Annotated in this window: 20 protein-coding genes, 2 tRNA genes and 1 pseudogene; 11 read left to right on the top strand and 12 right to left on the bottom strand. The window is 56.3% G+C overall.

The window, feature by feature from the left end; genetic code table 11:
- Nucleotides 1-44: 44 nt before the first annotated feature.
- Complete coding sequence (gene hsdR, locus RHM56_RS18755; RefSeq protein WP_322234871.1) at nucleotides 45-3,521, bottom strand: type I restriction-modification system endonuclease; 3,477 nt, start codon at nucleotides 3,519-3,521, stop codon at nucleotides 45-47.
- A gap of 495 nt (nucleotides 3,522-4,016) precedes the next feature.
- Between hsdR and RHM56_RS25990 the strand changes: the two are divergent.
- The 4 genes and pseudogenes from RHM56_RS25990 to RHM56_RS18740 all read left to right on the top strand — a co-directional run.
- Nucleotides 4,017-4,832 (top strand): annotated as a pseudogene (locus tag RHM56_RS25990) (PAS domain-containing protein); the annotation flags it as partial.
- Between the two features lie 108 nt (nucleotides 4,833-4,940).
- Nucleotides 4,941-5,372, top strand: coding sequence for a methyl-accepting chemotaxis protein (locus RHM56_RS25985; RefSeq protein WP_372242204.1), 432 nt, complete (start codon nucleotides 4,941-4,943; stop codon nucleotides 5,370-5,372).
- A gap of 99 nt (nucleotides 5,373-5,471) precedes the next feature.
- A complete protein-coding gene (locus RHM56_RS18745) occupies nucleotides 5,472-6,356 on the top strand; it encodes a Dyp-type peroxidase (protein ID WP_322234867.1) in 885 nt (294 codons plus the stop codon).
- A gap of 96 nt (nucleotides 6,357-6,452) precedes the next feature.
- Nucleotides 6,453-7,061 (top strand): nucleotidyltransferase domain-containing protein, encoded by a 609-nt coding sequence (locus RHM56_RS18740; RefSeq protein ID WP_322234865.1) that lies wholly within the window; start codon nucleotides 6,453-6,455, stop codon nucleotides 7,059-7,061.
- A gap of 180 nt (nucleotides 7,062-7,241) precedes the next feature.
- Here the strand turns inward: RHM56_RS18740 and RHM56_RS18735 are convergent.
- Nucleotides 7,242-7,318, bottom strand: a tRNA-Met gene (locus RHM56_RS18735).
- Nucleotides 7,319-7,488: 170 nt separating this feature from the next.
- Here RHM56_RS18735 and RHM56_RS18730 point away from each other — a divergent pair.
- A complete protein-coding gene (locus tag RHM56_RS18730; protein WP_322234863.1) occupies nucleotides 7,489-8,706 on the top strand; it encodes an MFS transporter in 1,218 nt (405 codons plus the stop codon).
- Between the two features lie 85 nt (nucleotides 8,707-8,791).
- Here RHM56_RS18730 and RHM56_RS18725 read toward each other — a convergent pair whose 3' ends face one another.
- The 9 genes from RHM56_RS18725 to RHM56_RS18685 form a co-directional block, all read right to left on the bottom strand.
- A complete protein-coding gene (locus tag RHM56_RS18725) occupies nucleotides 8,792-9,841 on the bottom strand; it encodes an FUSC family protein (RefSeq protein WP_322234861.1) in 1,050 nt (349 codons plus the stop codon).
- A gap of 169 nt (nucleotides 9,842-10,010) precedes the next feature.
- Nucleotides 10,011-11,111 (bottom strand): redox-regulated ATPase YchF, encoded by a 1,101-nt coding sequence (gene ychF, locus RHM56_RS18720; RefSeq protein ID WP_322234859.1) that lies wholly within the window; start codon nucleotides 11,109-11,111, stop codon nucleotides 10,011-10,013.
- Nucleotides 11,112-11,134: 23 nt separating this feature from the next.
- Entirely contained in the window at nucleotides 11,135-11,719 is a 585-nt protein-coding gene (gene pth / locus RHM56_RS18715) for an aminoacyl-tRNA hydrolase (RefSeq protein WP_003439790.1), read from the bottom strand.
- Nucleotides 11,720-11,884: 165 nt separating this feature from the next.
- On the bottom strand, nucleotides 11,885-12,469 hold the full coding sequence (locus tag RHM56_RS18710) for a 50S ribosomal protein L25/general stress protein Ctc (protein WP_322234857.1): 585 nt from the start codon (nucleotides 12,467-12,469) through the stop codon (nucleotides 11,885-11,887).
- A gap of 139 nt (nucleotides 12,470-12,608) precedes the next feature.
- Nucleotides 12,609-13,550 (bottom strand): ribose-phosphate pyrophosphokinase, encoded by a 942-nt coding sequence (locus tag RHM56_RS18705; protein ID WP_003208392.1) that lies wholly within the window; start codon nucleotides 13,548-13,550, stop codon nucleotides 12,609-12,611.
- 45 nt (nucleotides 13,551-13,595) lie between these two features.
- Nucleotides 13,596-13,670 (bottom strand) — tRNA-Gln (locus RHM56_RS18700).
- Between the two features lie 10 nt (nucleotides 13,671-13,680).
- Nucleotides 13,681-14,556: a 4-(cytidine 5'-diphospho)-2-C-methyl-D-erythritol kinase gene (ispE, locus tag RHM56_RS18695; protein WP_322234855.1), complete on the bottom strand. Its 876-nt coding sequence runs from the start codon at nucleotides 14,554-14,556 to the stop codon at nucleotides 13,681-13,683.
- 2 nt (nucleotides 14,557-14,558) lie between these two features.
- Nucleotides 14,559-15,185 carry a lipoprotein insertase outer membrane protein LolB gene (gene lolB, locus RHM56_RS18690; protein ID WP_322234852.1) on the bottom strand — a complete coding sequence of 209 codons (627 nt, stop codon included), beginning with the start codon at nucleotides 15,183-15,185 and terminating at the stop codon, nucleotides 14,559-14,561.
- Nucleotides 15,186-15,188: 3 nt separating this feature from the next.
- Nucleotides 15,189-16,913 carry a tetratricopeptide repeat protein gene (locus RHM56_RS18685; RefSeq protein WP_322234851.1) on the bottom strand — a complete coding sequence of 575 codons (1,725 nt, stop codon included), beginning with the start codon at nucleotides 16,911-16,913 and terminating at the stop codon, nucleotides 15,189-15,191.
- A 213-nt stretch (nucleotides 16,914-17,126) separates the two neighbouring features.
- On the opposite strand from RHM56_RS18685, the gene hemA reads away from it, so the two are divergent.
- The 6 genes from hemA to RHM56_RS18655 all read left to right on the top strand — a co-directional run bounded on the left by hemA (nucleotide 17,127) and on the right by RHM56_RS18655 (nucleotide 22,492).
- The gene (gene hemA / locus RHM56_RS18680; RefSeq protein WP_322234849.1) at nucleotides 17,127-18,413 is read left to right on the top strand and encodes a glutamyl-tRNA reductase; all 1,287 of its coding nucleotides are present in this window, start codon (nucleotides 17,127-17,129) and stop codon (nucleotides 18,411-18,413) included.
- Nucleotides 18,413-19,495 carry a peptide chain release factor 1 gene (gene prfA, locus RHM56_RS18675; protein WP_322234848.1) on the top strand — a complete coding sequence of 361 codons (1,083 nt, stop codon included), beginning with the start codon at nucleotides 18,413-18,415 and terminating at the stop codon, nucleotides 19,493-19,495. The genes hemA and prfA overlap by 1 nt, the downstream gene beginning before the upstream one ends.
- Nucleotides 19,496-20,326: a peptide chain release factor N(5)-glutamine methyltransferase gene (prmC, locus tag RHM56_RS18670; protein WP_322234845.1), complete on the top strand. Its 831-nt coding sequence runs from the start codon at nucleotides 19,496-19,498 to the stop codon at nucleotides 20,324-20,326.
- Nucleotides 20,320-21,075, top strand: coding sequence for a molybdopterin-synthase adenylyltransferase MoeB (locus RHM56_RS18665; RefSeq protein ID WP_322234843.1), 756 nt, complete (start codon nucleotides 20,320-20,322; stop codon nucleotides 21,073-21,075). The genes prmC and RHM56_RS18665 overlap by 7 nt, the downstream gene beginning before the upstream one ends.
- Entirely contained in the window at nucleotides 21,068-21,859 is a 792-nt protein-coding gene (murI, locus tag RHM56_RS18660) for a glutamate racemase (protein ID WP_322234841.1), read from the top strand. The genes RHM56_RS18665 and murI overlap by 8 nt, the downstream gene beginning before the upstream one ends.
- A gap of 114 nt (nucleotides 21,860-21,973) precedes the next feature.
- Nucleotides 21,974-22,492, top strand: a complete 519-nt coding sequence (locus RHM56_RS18655) for an acyloxyacyl hydrolase (RefSeq protein WP_322234839.1) — start codon at nucleotides 21,974-21,976, stop codon at nucleotides 22,490-22,492.
- A gap of 47 nt (nucleotides 22,493-22,539) precedes the next feature.
- Here RHM56_RS18655 and RHM56_RS18650 read toward each other — a convergent pair whose 3' ends face one another.
- Nucleotides 22,540-22,845, bottom strand: a complete 306-nt coding sequence (locus RHM56_RS18650) for a YkgJ family cysteine cluster protein (protein WP_019408880.1) — start codon at nucleotides 22,843-22,845, stop codon at nucleotides 22,540-22,542.
- Nucleotides 22,846-22,875: the final 30 nt, after the last annotated feature.

Raw genomic sequence — 22,875 nt, 5'->3', positions numbered from 1 at the left:
GAGGGCGGACACTAATGGCCTGAAAAATATGGCGTGATCAGGGCTCATCCAGCAGCCGACCACAGGTTGTCGTTTAAGGTTTCCAGCACCACATCCAGTTTGCCGCCAAGGTTGCGGTCCAGGCCTTTTAAGCCTCCATCGTTCCTGAAGGCGTCACTGACTTGCTGCTGATCAATCACGACTTCGTGCACTAGTTGTCGGGCTAACCGATCCAACCAACGACGCTGCACCTGTGTCCAGGGTTGCAGGGCATAGATCTTTTGCATGGCGTTGGTGACACGCTGATCAAATGGCAGCAACGCTTCGCCGATAGCAGCCTGGCGGATATAGCCGATGATGCTGGCCGCGATTTCCAGATGGGTCTGGGAGCGCCAGGCGCTTTTCAGGCTGGCCTCACTGAAGCCGTTTTGGTCAAGCAGCAGGCGGACTTCACGCAACTGTTCGCGGGTCAGGTCTTTGGGCCGGTTAACGACTACCCCAAGGGCAACGGACTGGTTGATCTGTTTGTGAATGAACACATGGAAGCTTTCCAGATAATCTGCTGGCTTCTGGTTTTTGCCGTAATTTTGCTCGCGAACCATCAACGTGTCGGTATGGGTGGAAATGATCGGGTAGTTATCCGAACCGAGTAGAGCGCTCACGCTTGCCAGTTGGTTGATGAGTTGGCTGTGTTGTTGGACAAAATTGGCGGCAAGCTGAGGGCCGAGCTTATGCAGGTGGCTGTGAAGTTTGGCCGGTTCTACGCCCCAGGTTTCCTGAAGCTCATCCAGCTTTTTCTTGAGACTCGGTTTGCTCTCGGCTTTGTGTTGAGCCTTGCGCAAGATGCGCATGATCCGCTGGCTCAATTGGTCGAGTACATCGTGAGCATGGCTGCTGTCTTGTTGGCTGCCGGGTGCGTCGTGGCAGGCGCTGTTGCCGAGCTCGCTGACCAGTTGCTCCAGGGAAATGTTGGGGTTCTTGACCAGCGGCTTCATGGTGTCGACCGCTTCGAGGCTGGCGTAGAGGTCCACGGGGTCATAGATGCGGAACACGGTTTTGCCGATGTCGTCACAACGGCGGGTTGCGCGGCCTTTCATTTGTTCATAAAGAATGCGCGAGCGTACACGGCGCATAAACACCAGATTGCATATTTTCGGCACATCAATACCGGTAGTTAACAAGTCCACGGTAATGGCGATGCTGGGGTGAGGCTCGTTCTTGTAGCGGCGAATCAGTTGTTTAACCTTATCGCTCTGCCCGGTGATGATCTGCACCGCCGCTTGGTTGTATTGCTCGCCATAAGCGGCCTTGAAGGCACCATCAAGCAAGTTTTTGACGCGTTCGGCATGGGCTTGGTTGACGCAGAAAATCATCGATTTCTCTTCGCCAAACGGGTCCAGTTCATTAGCCAGTTCATTGCAGATGACGGCGTCAAAACCAGGTGTGATAACGCTCCGGTTGAACGACTCGATATTGAAGGTGAGCTCGTCTTCAAGCTCTTCCAGGCCGACTTCGCCAGTCTGTGTATTGATGACGCTGACCGATTCGCCTTTTTCAAAACGGATTCCGTTTTTAGCGAGCTGGGTTTCATAGCGAATCGGCGGCTCGTGATCGATGAGCCAATCATCGGCGACGGCTTCCCGATAGCTGTAGGTAAATACCGGTTTACCGAAAATTTCGCTGGTGTGTTTGGCGGGCGTTGCTGTCAGGCCAATACGACAGGCATCGAAGTGGTCGAGTACGCGACGGTACTGCGACAAGTACTGGCTGTGATCACGTACAGCCAGCTCACCTTCGGTCATGTCTTGGTCGAGTGTGTAACCCCGGTGAGCTTCGTCGACGATGATGCAATCGAATTCACCTACGGGAAGGGGGGCGTCAGCGCGGAAAATACGGCTGACCATGGCTTGCACTGTGGCGACCTGGATGCGGGTTTCTGCTTGCGCAGCCATGTCGCCCAGCTCTTTGATGTCGTAAATCTGCCCTAAGGTGTGATTCTGCTCAAGCGTGGTGTCATTGAACGAATCAAGGGCCTGCTGGCCAAGGGCGCTGCGGTCGACCAGAAACAAGATGCGTTTGAAACGTTCGGTTTTCAGGAAACGGTACATCAGGCCAATGATAGTGCGGGTTTTGCCAGTACCCGTGGCCATGGCCAGCAAGCAGTCGCGCTGGTTGTTAGCCAGCGCCTGTTCCACGGCTTTAATCGCGCGCTCTTGATAATCACGTAACTTGAGGTAAGTAAAATCCTCCACGTTGAGCTTAGCCTCAGCGTGTGCTTGGTCGCGCTTGAGCAGGTCGAGCAGATCGCTTGGCGTGTAAAAGTCAGACAGCGGGCGCCGGATGTTGGCCGGACTCCGTAAATCGCGAAACCAGGTGCCGGACAGTTCTGCGAGCTGCTTGATAAAAGGGCGTCCGTTGCAGGCGAAGGCAAAAGGCACGTTGAAGCGCCCTCCGTCACCATCGTTCCAAGGGTGTACCTGGCCAGCTTGCATCCAAGGGTGTAGGTGCTCGGTAGAGAGCTCGAATTCGCGGGCATAGCGCTCAGCCTGAGGAATACGATCGGCAATATTGATGCGTTTACGCTTGGCTTCGACGATGGCAATGGGCGTCAGGCCAGCAAATAGTACGTAGTCGGCGCGTGCTTGTGGGCTGCTGGTGGGCCATTCTGCAATAGCTCTGTTCTTACCCTTCTCGGGGCGCGCGCCTTTGCTGTAAGTGAGGTCAAGGGAGTCTGCGTCCCAGCCGGCATCGTTCAACTGCTGGTCGATCAAAATGCGGGTGAGGTCTTCCGAGAGATCAAAATTGCTGCTGGCCTGCTGAGTTTTCTGTGCAACCAGTTTGCTGGCCTGTGGCTGTGCGGCCAGTTTTTTCTGCAGTGCTTTGAGGCTTTGCTCATGTTCGGCGCGCATTTTATGCAAAGCGGCTTCGTGCTCTGCAGCCAGCTGTTTATGGCCTTTAGACTCGGCGGCCATCTGCCCGGCGAGTACAGCATATTCTTCGGCTTCACATTTGAGCAGTTCGGCGAGTTGCTGGTTACTTTCCAGTTGCTGACTGGATTCGCTGAGTTGCGCTCTGAGTTGTTCTATCTTGCTTTGTAACTCGCGCAGAGGAGTACTGGGGTCGCTGGGTGTGACAAAAGGGCCCGGCTTAAAAGCATTGGCTCTTTTGCCGAAGGACTGGTGATACCAGATGGCCAAGGCTCGACCCACCTTTAGCCCATCCATGGCTTCACGGTGTTGGGTGCGGAATTGGTGGACGGCTTTGTTCCCTTCAACGCGTAAGGTATGAAACAAGCTGCGTATATTTTGATCCAGTTGGATCTCACGGCCGAGCTTGTAGAGCAATTCAGATTGGGGGGTATTGGCATCAAATTCGATGCCAGAGCGGCCGGCCAGGTCTTGGGCCAGGGCTTCACCCAATTGGCGCAGTTTGATCAGCGTGGTGTTGGGATCACTGGCAAATGTTTGCTCGGCTGTGCTCGCAAGTTGAAGGAAAACGGGATCGTGTTCCTGGAGAAAAGCGAAGTTGCTGCTGGCGGCCATGGTCGATCCTTCGGTTGCGTATCCAGTCAGGGCAAAAAAGTTGATGAATTATGCGTAAGTGCCAGCAGCTTAAACAAGGTGAGTCGCGCAGATTGGTGGCATTGTGCTATTTGTGCTTCGAAGCAAAGTTTGGGCTTGTGGCTACGATAGCGCGAGGGAAGAGCCTTTCTCCGCTTGCAGCCTGAGGTATCGGGTTCTAAGGAACGATCATTTATTTATTGCAAGTTGTATTGGCCGAGTAGATATCGGGCACCGCGCCCAGCCCCAAGTAGCCCACCGCGCTGACTACGCGGTAGTACATATGCAAGTTAGTACGCCGGGTCAGCGCGCATACCAACATTTGTGCGCCCAAAAACCGAATACAACGACTGAAAAGGCACAGTAAATCAATCTGCTGAGTTTTCCGATGGTTTATGCGCTACAGGCTCATACCCCGCGTTTTTTTCAGCACATGACCGCTCGTCAGGAAGCCTTTAGAAACGCAGGCGAAAGCCGATGCCTCTATCACGCGCTTCCTATCCCTTGGTATCCCCCATGTTTAACAAACGCTTGAAACAGGAGCTGTCAGCTCTTCGCGAAGAACTGTCCTCAATTCAGCAAATCAAAGACAGCCTGGAGAGCGAAATGCTCTGCATGAGCCTGGACCCGGATGGGCGGGGCGAGTCGGTTAATGGCAACTTCACTCACGACATGAACTACTCGGGCAGCCAGCTCCTGGGGCGGCATATTGATGAGTTGGTGCCGGCTCACTTAAAGCATGACGAGCATCATCTGCGGTTTAAAAATGCCATGAACCGTGGTGAGCATTACAGCGGCACCGTGCGTTTGCTCCGGGGTAATGGGCAGGAAGCCTGGCTGCGCTCAATCATGCAGCCGGTGCGCAACTCCAGCGGTCAGATTTTGCGCATCTCGATTTTTTCCAGCGACCTGACTCGCACCATCGAAGCCTCGCGTGACCACGAAAACCTGATGGACGCGCTGATGCGTTCAACCGCCGTTATCGAGTTCAATCTCAAGGGTGAAGTGCTCACGGCCAACGACCGTTTCCTGCGGGGCATGGGGTACTCGCTGGCGCAGATTCAGGGGCGGCATCACCGTATGTTCTGTACCTCGCAAGAGCAGAGCAGCGCTGAATATGAAGTCTTCTGGAAGCGCTTGAACGCGGGTGAGTTTGTCGCCGATCGTTTTAAGCGCATTGACAGCCAGGGGCGTGAAGTCTGGCTTGAGGCTTCCTACAACCCGGTGCGCGACGCCAATGACAACCTTTATAAAGTGGTGAAATTCGCCACCGTCATCACCGACCAAGTGCAGCAGGAACAAGCCGTGTCCGAGGCGGCGGGGATTGCCTACAGCACCTCGTTGCACACCGACAACAGCGCTCAACGCGGGACTATCGTTGTGACACAAGCGGTCGATGTGATGCGTGAGCTGGCCAAGCACATGCAGCAAGCGGGCGATGGCATCGAAGCACTGAACGATCAGTCACAGGTCATTGGCAGCATCGTCAAAACCATCAGCGCGATTGCCGAGCAAACCAACTTGCTGGCGCTTAACGCCGCGATTGAAGCCGCTCGCGCGGGTGAGCAAGGGCGTGGCTTTGCCGTGGTGGCCGATGAAGTGCGCCAACTGGCTTCGCGCACCAGCAAGGCCACCGAAGAAATCATCTCTGTGGTGCGTAAGAACCAAGACATGGCAAGCCATGCCGTGGCATTGATTGCCGATGGCAAACGGCAAGCCGAAGAGGGCCTGTCTCTGGCCGCGGAAGCCGGCACGGTGATTGTCGAAATTCAGGATGGCGCGAAAAAGGTGGTAGATGTCGTAGGGCGATTTGCTAATCAGCTATCAGCCTAAGACTTGATCTGCGTAGGGCATGGACCAACAAAAATAACCTTTGGTGTCCGAAAAGTCGCTGGCGAGGCGTAAACTCTGGGCTTTCCTGAAGGAGTTTCTATGAGTCTTTACCAGCCTGGCATCCTCGCCAAACCCGTGCCGCCGCAGGCGCGCTATATGTTTTTCGCCCTCAAGTCTGTAGAGGCACTGCCGACTGCACTCGACACGCTGTCGCAGTGGGTAGACGGCAAAAGCGTTGTAGCAGGCTTGGGTTCACCGCTGGTACTGGCCTTGGGTGCAAAAGTGCAGGGCTTGCGCGTGTTCCCGGCACTCAACGCGGTGGTTGAAAACCCATCGACCCAGCACGCCCTGTGGCTGTGGTTGCTGGGTGATGATCGCGGCGAGTTGCTGCACCGCAGCCAGGCCATCGAAGTGGCGCTGGCGCCAGCCTTCAACCTGCTGCAAGTCACCGAAGGCTTTCGCTACAGCACCGATCGTGACCTGACCGGCTATGAAGACGGCACTGAAAACCCGGTGGATGAAGCGGCGATCAACGCCGCAGTCGTTGCTAGCGCCGGGCCCGGCCTGGACGGCGGCGTGTTTGTCGCTGTGCAGCAGTGGCAGCACGACCTGAACGGCTTTGCAGCCCGCCCGCAATCCGAACAGGACAACATGATTGGCCGTCGCAAAAGCGACAACGAAGAACTCGACGACGCGCCGGAATCGGCCCACGTCAAACGCACCGCTCAAGAAAGCTTCTCGCCTGAGGCCTTCACCGTGCGTCGCTCTATGCCTTGGACTGAAAACGGCAAATCGGGGCTGATGTTTGTTTCTTTCAGCCGCGCTCTGAGTGCATTTGAAGTTCAACTGCGTCGCATGAGCGGCATGGAAGACGGCATCGTTGATGCGCTCTACAGCTTTAGTCGCCCGTTGAACGGTGGCTACTACTGGTGCCCACCGCTTAAAGACGGCCGTCTGGATTTGAGCGTTCTGCGCCCGGCATAACGCCAAGCCAAGAGCCCTGGAGCAAAACCCCTTTTTTGCTCCAGTTCACACTGCCAGTGGTTTCAGGAAATGCTCAGACCGACTGGAGATCAGATTATGCCGGACAGGGCTGTCGCGCCGGATCAAGAACTATGGCGTCCATGGACGCCCGCTGAGTTGGCTGCTCGCCTGAAGACCGTCTCGCTTCCATGGTGCGTTGTCGGCGGCTGGGCGCTTGATCTATGGCTCGGTGAAAAGACCAGGGAACATGACGATATAGAGTTCACGATGTTGCGAGATGATTTCCCGGAATTTCGGCACGCGTTTAGCGATCTCGACATGTACACCGTGAGGGATGGAGTGCTCACCTTTCTCCCCGCGGGTCATGTCCCAGGAATGGACATCCAGCAGGTGTGGTGTTTCGATCCAGTTGCTCAAGCTTGGCGGGTGGACATGATGATTGAATCTGGAAGTCCCGAAGAATGGGTTTACAAACGGGATGTGTCTATCCGCTTTCCCCGTACAGAAATGTTGTGTTTGAGCCGTGAAGGCATTCCATATTTAAGGCCTGCGGCGATCCTCTTGTTCAAATCCCTGCGCGTGCGGCCCAAAGATGAAGAAGACTTTCATAAGACCTTGCCGACACTGCCCGATGTGGAAGTGGCGTGGCTGAGACAGCATTTGCTGAAGCTTCATCCGGGGCATCACTGGATAAACCTTTTGTGACCGCTATAGATCAACACTGCCTCAATATGAAGCGTTAGACGTGAGGGCTAATGTTTCTCAATGGTGGGCAGATGCTGTAAGTGGAGCGGCAGGGGAAAATCATCAGGCACAAAAAAGCCCGCACTAGGCGGGCTTTCTCGTTGGTTTCATTTCACCTTGCGATGTTGTGAAACCGGTGTTTGGTGGCTACACAGGGACTTGAACCCCGGACCCCAGCATTATGAATGCTATGCTCTAACCAACTGAGCTATGTAGCCAATGGCGCGCATTATTCCCTCGTATGGGGGATGTGTCAAGCAAATATCTGAAACTTTTCTCTGTTCTATCAAACGCTTAAGGTTTTTCGGCCTTCGGATGGCAATAACTTGTAAAAAAGTGGCACATTGGCGGACCTGCACGTGCATTCATCGGTTGTCCGGAAACCCTTATGGCTCTTAGCAACGCTCAAATAAAAACAACGTCTGACACCCAACTCCCTCAATCTAGCCCACTCGTTATGCGCATTATCGGCGCTGTGGCGCTGGCGCATTTGATCAATGATTTGATCCAGGCGGTACTGCCGTCGATCTATCCGATGCTCAAGGCCAACTATGACCTGACTTTTACGCAGATCGGCCTGATCACCCTCACGTTTCAACTCACCGCCTCTCTGTTGCAGCCGTGGGTTGGCTATTACACGGACCGTCACCCCAATCCGTTGTTATTGCCCGCGGGCATGGTGTGTACGCTGATCGGGATTTTGATGCTGTCCCAGGTGGGCAGTTTTCCTTTGATCCTGCTGGCGGCCGCGCTGGTTGGTGTCGGCTCGTCGACCTTTCACCCCGAAGCGTCCCGGGTGGCGAGGCTGGCGTCGGGCGGGCGTTATGGTTTGGCGCAGTCGACCTTTCAGGTGGGCGGTAATGCAGGTTCGGCGTTTGGACCTTTGTTGGCAGCAGCCATCATCATTCCTTTTGGTCAGGGCAATGTCGCCTGGTTCGGTTTGTTTGCGCTGTTTGCGGTCGGGCTGCTGTACGTCATCAGCCGCTGGTATCGCAACCACCTGAACCTGTTCAAGCTCAAAGCAGGGCAGAAGGCAACTCATGGCTTGTCCAAGCAGCGTGTCATCAGTGCATTGGTGGTGCTCGGCTTGCTGGTGTTTTCCAAGTATTTCTACATGGCCAGTCTGACCAGCTACTACACGTTCTTCCTGATTGAAAAGTTCGACGTGTCGATTGCCAGTTCGCAGATGTACTTGTTCCTGTTTTTGGGCGCGGTGGCAGCGGGCACGTTCTTTGGCGGCCCGATTGGCGACCGCATCGGCCGTAAAGCGGTGATCTGGTTCTCGATTCTGGGGGTGGCGCCGTTTACCTTGCTGCTGCCTTATGCCGACTTGTTCTGGACCAGCGTGCTCAGCGTAGTCATTGGTTTCATCCTGGCGTCGGCATTCTCGGCGATTGTGGTGTACGCCCAAGAGTTGGTGCCGGGCAATGTGGGGATGATTGCCGGTATCTTCTTTGGCCTGATGTTCGGTTTTGGCGGCATTGGCGCGGCGTTACTGGGGCACCTGGCTGACATCCATGGCATCGAGTACGTGTACACCCTGTGTTCATATCTGCCGCTTTTTGGCGTGTTGGCGATCTTTTTGCCGCGAACTAAAAAGGCCTGATCGCTCCGGTGTACGCAAAGCTCGTAGCAGTTGACGAGCTTTGCGAGGCTACGTTCGGCTGCGAAGCAGTCGTAATCCGGGCGCATTATTTCCCATCGCTTTGCGCGCTGGCACTAAAACTCTGCAGCGCGCTTTCGACGGTGCTCAAATGCTGTAGGCAGATTTGCCAAGGCGCCGACACGGCATCGGCCAATTGATTATCGGAAACGGGGATCAATACCGGCTTCTCGCCGTCGCTGGCAATCGCTGCGCAGCCGGAGGCAACGTTTGCCAGCCGCTCATGCAGCGAGGCGGGCGGAGGCCCCTGTTCTTTGCGCAATGCATCCGCAAAGGCCTCAGAGAAGAGCAGGGCGCTGGCGTACAAGCGCACGGCATGCCGTTCGTAACGACTGGCAATGTCTTTGACCTCCCGAGACACAAATCTGCCGCGCAGGGTCCAGCGCGCGGTATTGCGTGCGCTGCTGATACCGTTTTCCAAGGTAATAAGGCTGTCATGAGCGCGGGAAAAAATCAGCACGGCATTTTGCGCGTCTTTTGAGTTGTTCTCTTCGAGCGCCTTGAGGCTTTTACCGAATCCTTTGGCGAGCTTCTCCAGCAAATCCTTGGCGGAGTCATCAATGATGCCGACCGGGTTTGGGGTCAGCAGAATCTGACTGAACATCAAGCCGACCCCGGCGCCCATCACCACATCCAGCATGCGCACCACGCCTGCGTTCTCGGGGCCGACCGCCAACATCAAGATGGCCGATACGCCTGCCTGAATCGGTACTACCGGGCCCAGGCCATACAGGGCAGCAATTGCAATGGCTGAGAACGTGGCAAAACTGATGCGCAGCAACGGGTAGCCGTCGGGCAGCCAGAGCGCCGCTTCACCGATGATGATCCCGGTGGCGACACCGACCATCAACCCTACCGCTTGCTTGCCATGACTGGGCAGGCCGGGCGCAAGGCAGACGACGGCACTGATGGCGGCAAATACCGGGTGCACGTGACCAAAGAAATGCTTGGCCAGAATCCACGCCAGGGCGGCGGCGATGGCTGAGGCCAGGGCGTCGCGCCAGGCCGACGACCAGCGAAAGGTTATGCGTTCGATCAATGGGGCGGTAAAGCGATTGAAGAACACCTTGGCGAGCATTGAGACTCCCGTCATTCAGTCTGAAGTTATGCGACTAACCATAGACCGTTTGCTCGACAGAGTGTTCGTATTCAACGGGTGCGCCTCTCTAGTCGCACCTGAATTGGCTTTATAAAACTTAGACCAAAAAAAACCGCGCCTGAGCGCGGTTTTCTGTACGTGTGGTGTTTTACACGTTGAAGCGGAAGTGCAGGACGTCGCCGTCTTTAACGATGTAGTCCTTGCCTTCCAGACGCCATTTTCCGGCTTCTTTCGCGCCAGCTTCACCCTTGTACTGGATGAAGTCGTCGTAGGCGATAACTTCGGCACGGATAAAGCCTTTTTCGAAGTCGGTGTGGATCACGCCAGCTGCTTGCGGGGCGGTCGCGCCTACTTTTACGGTCCAGGCGCGTACTTCTTGAACGCCGGCGGTGAAGTAGGTTTGCAGGTTGAGCATTTCGTAACCGGCACGGATCACACGGTTCAGGCCAGGCTCTTCAAGGCCCAGGGCTTCAAGGAACATGTCCTTTTCTTCGCCGTCGTCGAGTTCGGCAATCTCGGCTTCGATCTTGTTGCAGACCGGAACCACGATGGCGCCTTCTTCTTCGGCAATGGCCAGCACCACGTCGAGCAACGGGTTGTTCTCAAAACCGTCTTCAGCCACGTTGGCGATGTACATCACCGGCTTGGTGGTCAGAAGGTGGAAGCCCTTGATGATTTGTTTCTCATCGGCGTCCATGTTCTTGATCAGACTGCGTGCTGGCTTGCCCAAGGTGAAGTGAGCAATCAGTTGCTCCAGCAGGGCTTTCTGAGCGACGGCTTCTTTGTCACCGCCTTTGGCGTTGCGCGCGACTTTCTGCAGTTGCTTTTCGCAGCTGTCGAGGTCGGCAAAGATCAGCTCAAGGTCGATGATTTCGATGTCGCGCTTAGGGTCAACGCTGTTGGAAACGTGAATCACGTTTTCGTCTTCAAAGCAGCGGACCACGTGAGCGATGGCATCGGTCTCGCGGATGTTGGCCAGGAACTTGTTGCCCAGGCCTTCACCTTTCGACGCGCCAGCTACCAGGCCCGCGATGTCAACGAATTCCATCGTGGTTGGCAGGATGCGCTGAGGGTTAACGATGGCCGCCAGTGCTGCCAGACGCGGATCCGGCATCGGCACGATACCGGTGTTCGGCTCGATCGTGCAGAAGGGGAAGTTCTCAGCCGCAATACCGGATTTGGTCAGGGCGTTGAACAGGGTGGACTTGCCGACGTTAGGCAGGCCGACGATGCCGCAGTTAAATCCCATGGTGTTTTCCCCGAGGAGTAGAGTCAGGCCTTCTGGCTGTGCAGGTTTTTCATCGCACGGTTCCATTCCCCGGCGAGGATATCCGGCAGCACGCCGAGGGCAAAATCGATGCTGGCGTCCAGTTTTTCCTGCTCGGCGCGTGGCGCACGACCCAGGACAAAGTTGGACACCATGCTCGCGACGCCTGGGTGGCCAATGCCGAGCCGCAGACGGTAGAAATTATTGTTGTTTCCCAGTTGCGCAATGATGTCACGCAAGCCGTTATGACCCCCATGGCCGCCGCCCAGCTTGAGCTTGGCAACACCCGGTGGGAGATCGAGTTCGTCGTGGGCCACCAATATGGATTCCGGCGCAATGCGGTAGAAACCGGCAAGCGCCGCAACGGCCTGGCCGCTTCGGTTCATATAGGTGGTGGGAATCAACAGACGAACATCCTGACCTTGATGGCTGAAACGCCCGGTCAGGCCAAAATATTTGCGATCAGCAACGAGATTGACGCCGTTTGCCGATGCGAGACGCTCAACAAAAAGGGCCCCTGCGTTATGCCGGGTCTGTTCGTATTCGGTGCCTGGATTTCCCAGGCCAACGATCAGTTTTATGGCGGTCACGACAAGGGCCCTTCTGTGGAGTTGTGGATAACATCGCCGCTGACAGTAGCGGCGAAAACGAACAAAAAAGCGGGTTTACGTGAGTAAACTTCGCGATCTTGTCCGCTTTACTCGCTGCGTGTTAGCTCGCGATGTTTCTCAGAACTCCGAAAGCAGAGTAATGAATTACTCGGCTTCTGGTGCTACACGCGGAGCGTGAACGTTGGCTACTGCCAAGTCGTTACCGTGTGCCAGAGCTACGAACTCAACGCCTTTAGGAGCGGTGATGTCCGACAGGTGAATGATCGCGCCGACTTCAGCGTTAGCCAGGTCAACTTCGATGAATTCAGGCAGGTCTTTTGGCAGGCAGGAAACTTCGATTTCCGCGATAACGTGCGAGATCTCGCCGCCTTTCTTGATCGGAGCAGCTTCACCAACAAAGTGAACTGGAACGATTGCAGTCAGCTTTTGACCAGCAACAACGCGCACGAAGTCAGCGTGCATCACGTGGCCTTTAGCCGGGTGACGCTGCAGAGCTTTGATGATTACGTTTTGCTTAACGCCGCCAACGGTCAGTTCGATAACGTGGCTGTAAGCAGCTTCGTTTTCGAGCAGTTTGGCAACTTCTTTAGCCAGCATGCTGATGGATTCAGGGGCTTTGTCGCCACCGTAAACTACAGCTGGAACCAGGCTTGCGAGACGACGCAGGCGGCGGCTCGCACCTTTCCCCAGGTCGGAACGCACTTCAGCATTCAGAGTAAAATCGTTCATGTTGTATCTCCAAAATATCCACATCCGCCCTAGCGTTTGCGACCAGCGCTATGGACGGTATGGGCAAAAAAGCCCCGCCCCAACAGAATGCTGGGGCGAGGCGCTTTTCGTCAGCAGATGTCTGAGAAGGGCAGGGCCCTTAACGGAACATCGCGCTGATCGATTCTTCGTTGCTGATGCGGCGAACCGCTTCAGCCACAACCGGTGCGATATCCAGTTGACGGATACGCGAACAGGCTTGTGCGGCTGCGGACAGCGGAATGGTGTTAGTCACCACCAGCTCGTCCAGCATGGAATTTTCGATATTCTCGATTGCCCGACCCGACAGCACAGGGTGTGTGCAGTAGGCGAACACTTTGGCAGCACCATGCTCTTTCAAGGCTTTAGCCGCGTGGCACAGAGTGCCGGCGGTATCGACCATGTCATCAACCAAAATACAGGTACGCCCTTCGACATCACCAATGATATGCATCACTTCCGAGTGATTGGCTTTCTCACGGCGTTTGTCGATGATCCCCAGATCCACGCCCAAGGATTTGGCAACAGCACGTGCACGCACGACGCCGCCGATATCCGGGGACACAATCATAAGGTTCTCAAAGCGCTGATCTTCGATGTCATCCACCAAAACTGGGGAGCCATAGATGTTATCTACAGGAATATCGAAGAAGCCCTGAATCTGGTCAGCATGCAAATCAACCGTGAGAACACGATCGATGCCGACTACGGTAAGCATGTCAGCAACAACTTTTGCGCTGATAGCCACACGTGCGGAACGCGGACGGCGATCCTGACGGGCATAACCAAAGTAAGGAATAACAGCAGTAATACGAGTCGCTGAGGAGCGGCGGAAGGCATCAGCCATCACGACGAGTTCCATCAGGTTATCGTTGGTCGGAGCACAAGTCGGCTGAATGATGAAAACGTCTTTACCGCGGACATTTTCATTAATCTCAGCGGTAATCTCGCCGTCGGAAAACTTACCGACAGAAATGTCACCGAGTGGGATATGCAGCTGACGTACGACACGCCGAGCCAGATCGGGGTTAGCGTTCCCCGTAAAGACCATCATCTTGGACACGCGCAGTACCTGAAGGCTGAGGGTAACCTGGATGAGTATAAGAAATGGCAGGGGCGGCTGGATTCGAACCAACGCATGGCAGGATCAAAACCTGCTGCCTTACCGCTTGGCGACGCCCCTGTATCTGTTGCTACGAGTACCGTGTACCCGTTTCCTGTGACAGATTCTGTAGCGTGCGATGCAATATCGAAACATTGCTTCCTTTGGCTACAAACCCTGTAAGGGTGTCTGTCAGAAGGTGCAGCACTTTATCAGCACTTGCTTCGTTTGGGAAGGCCCCAAATATACAACTTCCAGTTCCAGTTAATTTTGCTTCGGTATATTTACCTAGCAAATTCAAAGCTTTACGTACATCTGGGTAAAGCTCCGTTACCACTGCTTCGCAGTCGTTTCGGCTGTTTCCCTTGGGAACGGGGCGCACTTTAATGGGCAAAGAGTCACGTGTCAACAAAGGATGTGAAAAAATTTCTGCTGTGCTTACAGAGACTTGCGGCACAAGTACCACGTACCAGGGTTCTTCCGGGTCAACGGGGGTAAGAATCTCGCCAATACCTTCAGCGAAAGCGGCGTGTCCACGAACGAAAACCGGAACGTCAGCGCCGAGGCTCAGGCCCAGTGCGGCCAGTTGGTCTTCATTCCAGTTCAGCTGCCAAAGGTGGTTGAGCCCCAGCAAGGTGGTGGCCGCATTTGAACTGCCGCCGCCGATGCCGCCGCCCATGGGCAATATCTTATTGATCCAGATGTCGATGCCAAGCCGGCAACGGGATTGCTGTTGCAATTTTTTCGCGGCTTTCACGATCAGGTTGTCGTCATGCGCCACGCCGGGGAACTCGGTGTGCAGACAAATAACCCCGTCATCACGCACGGCGAAGCGCATTTCATCGCCGTAATCGAGAAATTGAAACAGGGTTTGCAGTTCGTGATAGCCGTCTTCGCGACGACCCAGAATGTGCAGCATCAAATTCAGTTTTGCCGGAGAGGGCAAAACCAGTGCCTCTTTTTGCATCTTTATTGTCCCAACTGACGTGGCTGCCAATCCTTCACGACCAGCGTGACGTCCAGATCTGTGCCATGCAGTTTGACCCGCTCAGGCAGCCAGAAGCCGTTTTGTTCAACGTAGCTCAAATATTCGATTTGCCAGCCATCTTGTTCCAGGCTCGCCAGGCGGCTATCGGCGTTCAAGGTCACACGGCTTTTGCTGTCAGGTGCGGGCAGACCGCGCACCCACCAGACCAAATGCGACACCGGCAAACTCCAGCCTAATTGCTCGCCCAGCAGTTCTTCCGGGGTTGCGGCTTCGTAGCGACCTTGGCTGGCCACTTCCAGGCTGACATTTCCCGGGCGGCCGGTCAGGCGGGCGGCGCCTCGACCCAGCGGCCCGGAAAGGCGAATGTCGTAATAGTCCTGGCGCTGTAGCCAGAACAGCGTCGCGCTGCCGGAATCTTTAGGGGCGCGAATGCCAACCTTGCCGTTGATTTGCCAGCCGTCGAGTTGGCTCAATTGCTGTTTGTGTTGCGACCACAAGGCAGGGCTGCCGTGGCCTTCAACCGATTCGCGAGCGCCGAAGCCCGCGCAACCGGCGAGCAAGGCGATCAGGCTAAAGGCGATCAGGTGGCGTAAATGACGAAGAAGCATAATTTAAAGAGTCTCGGATCCGGTCAGGCGCAGGACTGTTTTGCGCAGAATAGGGCTGTCAGGATTGTCTTTCAGAAACGTTGCCCAAATTTGTTTGGCTTCACGCTGTTTGCCATTGGCCCACAACACTTCACCCAAATGCGCCGCCACTTCCTGGTCGGGGAAGCGCTCCAGCGCCTGGCGCAGCAAGCGTTCGGCTTCATCCAGATTGCCAAGGCGGAAATTCACCCAGCCCAGGCTGTCGAGCACGGCCGGATCATCCGGGTTCAAGTCGTAGGCTTGCTGGATCAACGCTTTGGCTTCGGCGTAGCGGGTGGTGCGATCCGATAGCGTATAGCCCAGCGCATTCAAGGCCATGGCATTGTCAGGTTCGCGCTGGATGATGGTGCGTAAATCGCGCTCCATCTGTTGCAGGTCGTTTCGCTTTTCGGCCAGCATGGCGCGTGAGTACAGCAGGTTCAGGTCGTCGGGGTATTGCTTGACGGCTTGTTGCAGGACGTTCCAGGCGCGATCTGTCTGATTATTCGCAGACAGGGTTTCGGCTTCAATCAGATACAGCTGAATCGCATAGTCCGGTTGGGCATCGCGGGCCGCCGCCAGTTTTTGCGACGCTTCTGCGCCACGGCCATGGCTGATCAAGATGTCGGCCTGGCGCAATTGCGCGGGCAGGTAGTCGTTGCCGGGACCTACCAAGGCGTATTCGATAAGCGCGCCCTGAGGGTCATTGCGTTCTTCAGCGATGCGGCCCAAGTTCACATGCGCCGAGTCGACGTGGCTGTCCCGGTCGATCAGCTCTTGCAGATAGCCTTCTGCCTCGTCCCACTGTTTGCCTTCAAGGCACACCAGCGCCAAGGAGAAACGCAGTTCATCGTCTTCCGGGTATTGCTGAACCAGGCTGGCGAACTGGATTTTGGCTTCGGGTATGCGGTTTTGCTCGACCAGCGTACGGGCGTAGGTGAGCCCCAGTCGCTTGTCGTCTGGGTATTGGCGAATGGTTTTTTGCAGCAGCGGCAGCGCCTCGTCACCGCGATTGAGGCTTTGCAGCAAACGGGCGCGCAGCAGAATCGGGGCTAATTCACCGTCGTGCGGTGGATTTTTTTCCAGCAGCTTCAAGGCCCCGGCAGCGTCACCGTCCTGTTGCATCAGCAAGGCTTTGCCGAAGATCAGTTGGTCATTGTCCGGGTGCTTGACCAGCAAGCGATCAAAACTGTTTTGCAGGCCTGCACGCGTGTCAGCATCGGTTTCGAGGGCCGACAAGGCTAAAAAGTCGAAGTGCGTATCGCCCTTGGCTTGCAGGACTTTTTCCATGTAGACCATGGAATCGTCATAGCGGCCATTGCGTGCCAACTGAATGGCCGCAGCGCGCTGCGCCTCAAGGTCATCAGGTGCGTTTCGTGCCCAGATCAGCGACGTATCAAGGGCTGCCTGATCGGCGCCCAGGTACTCGGCAATACGAAAAGCGCGCTCGGCAACACCCGGATCTTGTGTATTGATGGCCTGAGTCACGTAGTTATCGAGCGCGATATCCAGGCGATTGCGCTGGCCGGCCAACTCTGCGCTCAGCAAGCTGAACAGCGTTTCTTCGCTGAACGAGCTATAGACCGTGGGCTTTTGCGGGACTGAGGCCGTGTCTTCGGCCACAGATGAATCATCCGGGGACGTGGGAGCCAAGGCTTGGCAGCCACTCAGGAGGACGAGAGCAAGGAGCAACGCGGAGGATCTATTCATATAAGAGAAGGGCGACTTACCTGCGGTCTGGGCATCATGACACATGCGATGACGCAAACCCTAGCGGCTGCGACTATCGTTATAAGGGTCTGATGGTACGAGAGAAGAGGAGTTCAACAGACGTTAACTATAGAGACAATAGTCAGCAATGGTTGTTCTCGATCTGACGAAGTAGGACAATTGCCGGCTTCTCGTCATCATCAGCGATCTTGAATGGCCTTCCTCGCACTCGGTATTAACCACAAGACTGCTTCAGTAGACGTCCGCGAGCGCGTGGCTTTTACTCCAGAGCAGTTGGTTGAAGCCTTGCAGCAGCTCTGCCGCCTCACCGACAGTCGCGAAGCTGCGATCCTCTCCACCTGCAATCGCAGCGAGCTTTACCTCGAACAGGACCAGCTCAGCGCTGATACTGTGCTGCAATGGCTGGCCCAATTTCACAATCTGAGCATCGAAGAGCTGCGTGCGTGCGCTTACATCCATGAGGATGATGCGGCCGTTCGTCACATGATGCGCGTGGCATCCGGTCTCGATTCGCTGGTGTTGGGCGAGCCGCAAATTCTCGGCCAGATGAAATCTGCCTACGCCGTTGCACGTGAGGCTGGTACCGTCGGGCCGCTGTTGGGGCGTCTGTTTCAAGCGACTTTCAATTCGGCCAAGCAAGTGCGCACCGACACCGCCATTGGTGAAAACCCGGTGTCCGTCGCGTTTGCTGCCGTGAGCCTGGCCAAACAGATTTTCAGCGACTTGCAGCGCAGCCAGGCATTGCTGATCGGGGCGGGCGAGACCATCACCCTGGTCGCCCGTCACCTGCATGATCTGGGGGTAAAACGCATCGTGGTGGCTAACCGTACCTTGGAGCGGGCCAGCACGCTGGCCGAACAGTTCGGCGCCCACGCCGTGCTGCTGTCTGATATTCCTCAAGAGTTGGTGCACAGCGACATCGTGATCAGTTCCACGGCCAGCCAATTGCCGATCCTGGGCAAAGGCGCGGTTGAAAGCGCCTTGAAGTTGCGCAAGCACAAACCTATTTTCATGGTCGATATTGCTGTTCCCCGCGATATCGAACCTGAAGTTGGCGAGTTGGACGACGTTTACCTCTATACCGTCGATGACCTGCACGAAGTGGTGGCCGAAAATCTCAAGAGTCGCCAGGGCGCAGCCCAAGCGGCTGAAGAGTTGGTCAGCATTGGCGCCGAAGACTTTATGGTGCGTTTGCGTGAATTGGCGGCCGTTGATGTGCTCAAGGCCTACCGCCAGCAAAGCGAACGCCTGCGCGACGAAGAACTGCAAAAGGCCCAACGGTTGCTCGCCAATGGCAGCAACCCGGAAGATGTGCTGATACAACTGGCGCGTGGCCTGACGAATAAATTGCTTCACGCACCCAGCGTGCAGCTGAAAAAGCTTTCCGCCGAAGGCCGCCTTGATGCGCTGGCCATGGCCCAAGAACTTTTTGCCCTCGGTGAGGGCTCATCGGATAGCTCTGCGGATAAAAAACTGTAATGAAAGCGTCACTGCTTAATAAGCTGGACATCCTCCAGGATCGTTTTGAAGAACTGACCGCCTTGCTTGGCGATGGCGAAGTTATTTCGGACCAAACCAAATTCCGCGCCTATTCCAAGGAATACGCAGAAGTTGAGCCCATTGTTGCCGTCTACGGGCAGTGGCTCAAAGTGCAATCCGACCTTGAAGGCGCCCAGGCGCTGCTCAAGGACAACGACCCTGACATGCGCGAAATGGCCGTTGAAGAGGTTCGCGAGGGCAAAGAACAGCTGAGTGAGCTGGAAAAAGACCTGCAACGCATGCTACTGCCTAAAGACCCGAATGACGGGCGCAACGTCTTCCTCGAAATTCGCGCAGGCACCGGCGGCGATGAAGCGGCTATTTTTGCGGGCGATCTGTTTCGCATGTACTCCCGTTACGCCGAGCGTCGTGGCTGGCGGGTAGAAATTCTGTCTGAAAGCATCGGCGAGCATGGCGGTTATAAAGAAGTCATCGCCCGTGTCGAAGGTGAGAATGTTTACGGCAAGCTGAAGTTCGAGTCGGGTGTACACCGCGTACAGCGAGTGCCTGCGACAGAATCCCAAGGCCGTATCCACACCTCGGCGTGTACCGTTGCCGTATTGCCAGAGCCGGACGAGCAGGAAGCGATCGAGATCAACCCGGCCGATTTGCGTGTCGACACCTACCGTTCTTCGGGGGCGGGCGGTCAGCACGTCAACAAAACCGACTCTGCGATTCGTATCACTCACTTGCCTTCGGGCATTGTGGTGGAGTGCCAGGAAGAGCGTTCCCAGCATAAAAATCGGGCGCGGGCGATGTCCTGGCTTTCAGCTAAATTGAATGACCAGCAAACCAGTGCCGCGGCCAATGCCATTGCCAGCGAGCGCAAATCGCTGGTGGGTTCGGGGGATCGCTCCGAGCGCATCCGCACTTACAATTTTGCGCAAGGCCGGGTAACCGACCATCGTGTGAACTTGACCTTGTACTCGCTGGATGACGTATTGGCAGGCGGTGTTGATGCCGTTATTGAGCCGTTGTTAGCCGAATTTCAGGCTGATCAACTGACAGCCCTGGGTGAATAAATGACCATTATTGCCAGTTTGTTACGTGCCGCTGAACTGCCTGATTCGCCAACGGCCCGTCTGGACGCTGAGCTGTTATTGGCAGCTGCCTTGGGAAAATCTCGCAGCTACCTGCACACCTGGCCCGAGAAAATTGTCAGCAGCGAGGCGGCGTTAACCTTCGCCGAATTTCTGCTGCGACGCCGTGCGGGTGAGCCCGTGGCCTACATTTTGGGCCAGCAAGGCTTCTGGAAACTGGACCTGGAAGTGGCGCCGCACACGCTGATTCCACGCCCTGACACCGAACTGCTGGTTGAAACGGCGCTGGACTTGCTGCCCGAAACCCCGGCCCGCGTGCTGGACCTGGGCACCGGCAGCGGGGCGATTGCCTTGGCACTGGCCAGTGAACGTGCTGCCTGGCACGTCACGGCGGTTGATCGAATCCTCGAAGCCGTGGCGCTTGCCGAGCGCAATCGCCAGCGTCTGCAACTTGAAAACGTCACCGTGCTCACCAGTCATTGGTTCAGCGCGCTGGCCGATCAACGCTTTGATCTGATCATCAGCAACCCGCCGTACATTGCCACGGGCGACGTGCACCTGGCCGAGGGCGACGTGCGCTTCGAGCCAGAAAGCGCCCTGGTGGCTGGAGCCGATGGCCTCGACGACATCCGCGACATTATCGCCGCTGCCCCGCAGCACCTGAATGCGGGAGGCTGGTTGATGCTTGAGCACGGCTACGATCAGGCCACCGCCGTTCGCGCCTTGTTGCAAGGTGCAGGGTTTGAGCACGTTGAAAGCCGCAAAGACCTGGGCACCCACGAGCGCATCACGTTGGGCCGCCTGCCGTGCTGACCGATCAGGAGCTGTTGCGCTATAGCCGACAGATTTTGTTGCAACAAGTCGACATCGATGGCCAGCTCACGCTGAAAAACAGCCGTGCACTGATCGTCGGTCTGGGCGGACTGGGCTCGCCCGTTGCGCTCTACCTGGCGGCGGCGGGTGTTGGTGAATTGCATCTGGCCGATTTCGACAGCGTCGACGTGACCAACCTGCAGCGCCAGATCATCCATGACACCGCTAATGTCGGCGAGAGCAAAGTGGACTCGGCCTCACGCCGCCTGCGCCTGCTCAACCCCGAAATAAACGTCATCGTGCACCGTTCGGCGCTGGATGCAGACTCGCTGGACGAGGCCGTCTCAGCCGTGGACGTGGTGCTTGATTGCTGCGACAACTTTGCCACCCGAGAAGCGGTCAACCGCGCCTGTGTCAGCGCCCGCAAGCCCTTGGTCAGCGGGGCCGCGATTCGCCTTGAAGGGCAGTTGTCGGTATTTGACCCTCGCCAGCCCGCCAGCCCCTGTTACCACTGTTTATACGGGCACGGCAGCGACGATGAATTGACCTGTAGCGAAGCCGGGGTAATAGGCCCGCTGGTTGGGTTGGTCGGCAGCCTGCAAGCCCTCGAGGCGCTTAAAGTGCTGGCCGGTTTTGGTGAACCTCTCGTCGGGCGTCTGTTATTGATTGATGCCTTGAGTACGCGGTTTCGCGAGTTGCGGGTCAAGCGCGACCCGGCTTGCAGCGTATGCGGTACGGCCCATGAGTGACGCGCCGATTGGTGTGTTCGACTCCGGCATCGGCGGCCTGTCGGTGCTGCATGAAATCAGCCAGTTGTTGCCCAATGAATCGCTGCTGTACGTGGCGGATTGCGGGCATATCCCCTATGGCGAGAAAAGCCCGGAATTCATTCGTCAGCGCTGTGCGGTCATCGCTGATTTTTTCCAGCGCCAAGGGGCCAAGGCGTTGGTGCTGGCGTGTAACACCGCGACAGTGGCGGGCGTGGCGGATTTGCGTCAGCGTTACCCGGACTGGCCCATGGTCGGGATGGAGCCCGCAGTCAAACCTGCGGCAGCGGCCACCCGCAGCGGCGTGGTGGGCGTGCTCGCCACCACCGGCACCTTGCAAAGCGCTAAATTCGCCGCCTTGCTTGATCGCTTTGCCAGCACGGTAAATGTCATCACCCAGCCATGCCCAGGCTTGGTGGAACTGATCGAGACCGGCGACCTGCACAGCGAAGACTTGCGTACGCTGCTGCGCGGTTATGTCGAGCCGCTGCTGGCAGCAGGTTGCGACACCATCATCCTCGGATGCACGCATTACCCTTTTCTCAAGCCTCTGCTCAGTCAGATGCTCCCGCCTTCGATCATTCTGATCGACACTGGCGCCGCCGTGGCCCGTCAACTTCAGCGTTTGCTGGATGAACGCGGGTTACTGGCGACAGGTCCTGCGCGTGAAACGCAGCTGTGGACCAGTGCTTCGCCGGACAATCTAAGAAATATCCTACCTGTGCTGTGGAATAAATCTGGTGTTGTGCGAAGCTTCGGTTTGTAAAGAAGCGTTAAAAACGCTCCAGATTTTTGAACGTTCAGAGGGTCGAAAGCTTCATGAACTCGGCCTGATGAGGCACATAACAATCGAGATCGGCTACGGGAATAGGATTTTCTTATGAAGCGTCTTTTGGGCTTGGTGGCACTGGCAACGGCTGCGTTGGGGCATAGCTACACCGCGCAAGCAGCCGGGCTTGAGTTTGGGGTGGGGCACACCAGCGAATCGACAATGACGTATCGTCTGGGCTTGAATGCCAATTGGGACAAAAGCTGGCTGCAAAGCGATGTGGGTCGTTTGACCGGTTACTGGAGCGGGGCTTACACCTACTGGGAAGGTGACAAGTCCTCTTCAAGCAGCAGCCTGTCGTTCTCGCCGGTCTTTGTGTACGAGTTTGCCGGGCAAACCGTTAAACCGTATGTGGAGGCCGGGATTGGCGTTGCGCTGTTTTCCCACACCGAAGTGGAAGGCAATAAACTGGGCACGGCCTTTCAGTTTGAAGACCGCTTGGGTGTTGGTCTGCGCTTTGCGGGTGGGCATGAAGTCGGCATTCGTGCGACTCACTATTCCAATGCTGGTTTGTCCAGCACCAATGACGGCGTAGAAAGCTACTCACTGCATTACACACTGGCGTTGTAAGCCCGCCGCCAAACCCTGTAGCGAGCGTGCTCCTGCAGGGTCGGTTCTTACCGATACGCCGTCGAAATGCCCTGGCGTTCATTCAGGCATTCAACGTCACCCATCTCGAACTCCCGGCAAATCAGCGGGCGCTTCTCATAGATGGTGCACATCATGGTGTTGCGGTCCAGGGCCGCGCACCAGCCATCGTCCAGCCGCAGCATGACCTCGCCGCCCCAATCATCGTTGTCGATAAAACGCTCGGGTACACCGGTGTCGGTGATCAGCATCACTTCCAATTGGCAGCAGCACGCCGCGCACGTCGAACAGGTGACGGCGGGTTCGGTAATTTCAGTCAGGGGGATGTTGGTCATAGGCGCGCAGTGTAAGGCAGAGTGTTGATC

This window comes from Pseudomonas sp. CCC3.1 (assembly GCF_034347405.1).
GTDB lineage: Bacteria > Pseudomonadota > Gammaproteobacteria > Pseudomonadales > Pseudomonadaceae > Aquipseudomonas.
This window is presented reverse-complemented; position numbering and strand designations above follow the sequence as displayed.